The sequence below is a fragment of the Paramaledivibacter caminithermalis DSM 15212 genome, assembly GCF_900142245.1.
GTDB classification, from domain to species: Bacteria; Bacillota; Clostridia; order Peptostreptococcales; family Caminicellaceae; genus Paramaledivibacter; species Paramaledivibacter caminithermalis.
Map to the genome: position 1 here is coordinate 1 of NZ_FRAG01000137.1, position 1800 is coordinate 1800.

The 1800-nt window shown below is 28.7% G+C and carries 1 protein-coding gene; it reads right to left on the bottom strand.

The features are described 5' to 3' along the window. Window positions 1–252 precede the first annotated feature (252 nt). The gene (locus BUB36_RS18860) at window positions 253–930 is read right to left on the bottom strand and encodes a class I SAM-dependent methyltransferase (RefSeq protein ID WP_073153883.1); all 678 of its coding nucleotides are present in this window, start codon (window positions 928–930) and stop codon (window positions 253–255) included. Window positions 931–1800: the final 870 nt, after the last annotated feature.

Genomic DNA, 1800 nt, shown 5'->3' on the forward strand with positions numbered 1-1800 from the left:
CAATCTGAAGTAATTCTATAAAACATTGTACTATTTTTTCATATTAAGTTTACAAAGCCATATTATTTTTTCCCTTAAATCAATTATACAAATTCAAGGAAAAATTTTAATTCATACACGCCAAAATCACCCAAAATCACTGTGTTTTTGTGCATGTATAAATTAAGCTCTACTATGTAAATCCTATATAGGAAAATTATAAACAACTTTATAAATATTAAAGCTCTTAATATATATATTCATTTTTTTAATCTATTTTTTATAAATGATAAGAAATACACTTGACTCATCTACCTCTTGAATATGGTATTCGTATCCTGATAAATCTCCAATTTTTTTAAGATCCTCTAGGGTATGGGTAATCGCTTTAAAACCATCTTTACAAATTATAATCCCATCCTTTGTTTTATCTAAATCAAGTTCACCCAACAGCCCCTTCTTAGCTTGCTCTTTAAACCACATTACCCTATATTCCCAAAATTTCTCACTATAAGTACTAAAATAGACCTTTCCACCATCTACAACCATTTCCAAAATCTCTTTGATTAAATCCGACGATGTAATCTTCATTGCAGATAAACCGTTTTGCAAGCAAAGTATTACATCGAACTTTTCTTTGAATGTAAGATTATGTACGTCCATGGTCATAATTTCCGCATTGGGGGTATCCTTCAAATATTCTTTACCTAACGAAACATTTTCATCGGAAATGTCAATACCAACAATCGATTTACAATTACCCGCCAATTCCTTTACAATGCGTCCATAGCCTGCACCTAATTCCAAAACTTTTTCACTACCTGTCAGATTATCTCTAACAAAAGAAATTTCTGCATCCAAATACTGTTTTACTCTTGGAATTTGGGTTTCATAGGCCTTAAACAGCTTTTGTGAATTTAGTTTTTGTGCATAGTAATTGATATCCCCCATTAATAGCCCTCCTTATATTTTCTAGCGCTGCAAAACAAAGGCGTCTTGCGACGCATTTTAGTTGCAAGTTCCATGTTCCAAGTTTTAAGGTCATTCTTTTAAGTTTTAAAAACCTTAATTCATGATTCTAAAATTTTAATGGTGATAGTTTACATTTCCTCTCTGTTACTTGCTTTACTTAATATTTTAATATTTTACCGTCACTAAAACGTCTAATTTTTAATCATATTTCTAAATATTCGTTATATTCTAATTTTTTTAATAAGACAAGGGGACGGAAAAGATACGGGGACGTTTCGTCTGTCATGCCTTGATAGCTTTTTCAATAATTTTACGTCCCTGTGTCACCGTCCGTCCCTGTGTCACCGTCTAATTTGAAGGAAAAATCACTTGACAAATACAAAAATCATTTTTTCTAAATCCTTGAAATTTATTTCCTTTTCCTTTAAACTTATTTTATACATGTAATCACCCAATCTTTCTAGTGTTCTAGTCAAATACTATTATATTGGATGATTCATGTATTTTAAATATGCCTTCGGGCATCTTTTTATTTTTTTGTTGTTTTTGCCTACTAAAATTATACTCTAATAAAATTGAATATATAAGAAAAATATTACAATTTTATTACAATTTGAAATTTAATCAATATTCTACAAATTACTACAAATATATTTGGTATACTAATTATAAATAGCATATAAAACAATATAAGCAAGTAAATTGTCTGATTATGTATATGTTTTTTGATTTTCCAAAGTATTTCTAATTACGCAGATTATGATGTATAAGTTGACTAATGAGTAAGTTTTAAAATTATTAGCCTGAATTATTCATAACTCAATGAATTATGATGAAAATTAATGTTAA

What these genes read in the sequence shown, in the direction of transcription:
- BUB36_RS18860 (WP_073153883.1), bottom strand. Translation starts at nt 930, where the DNA reads ATGGGGGATATCAATTACTATGCACAAAAACTAAATTCACAAAAGCTG.